Source organism: Streptococcus sp. CCH8-H5 (genome assembly GCF_001556505.1).
Lineage (GTDB): Bacteria > Bacillota > Bacilli > Lactobacillales > Streptococcaceae > Streptococcus.
This window is the reverse complement of sequence record NZ_LSIZ01000058.1, coordinates 1-519: the sequence shown is the minus strand read 5'-3', so window position 1 is coordinate 519 and position 519 is coordinate 1. Positions and strand designations below refer to the sequence as shown.

Annotated in this window: 1 protein-coding gene; it reads right to left on the bottom strand. The window is 38.2% G+C overall.

Annotated features, from left to right (window positions below; all coding sequences use genetic code 11):
• The coding region (locus AX663_RS04250) for a Spy0128 family protein (RefSeq protein WP_156430758.1) at positions 1–519 on the bottom strand (519 nt) is incomplete at both ends.

Sequence of the window (519 nt, the reverse complement as noted above, 5' to 3'; positions counted from 1 at the left end):
TTTCTTGAGTGTCTTAGTATTGATATTTTGAGCTTCGTTGTTATCAGTCTTATCAGCGTAAGGATTTGCATTAGTGTCTGCAACCTTATCTTTCAATTCGCTATCGTCATCGAGAAGTTTAACTCCTGTAAGATCGAATTTAGATTCGTTAAGGATGTATTTCTCTGGGTTGAAGTCTGGAGTATCTGGAGGAGTTACTTTGTTGTTGAACTCTTTATCAGCAGCATCTGTCACGTTAGTGATAAGTGCTTTAGCTGTTCCATCATGTTTAACTTCAACTGTAACAACAGCTTTCATACCGTCGTATTGAACTGTGCCATCAGTACCTTTAACTTCTTCTACTGTGTACTTGTGAACGCCTTCTTGGCCTTTCTTGAATTCAAGTTTAGAGAATTTAACGTTACCAGCTGCATCATTCTTAACAGTTTCAACAACTTTACCTGCTGCATCCTTCAACTCGAATGTGAATTCGTTAGCTTTAAGCTCACGACCTTCCAAACGTTTAGTGAAGTTGAATTC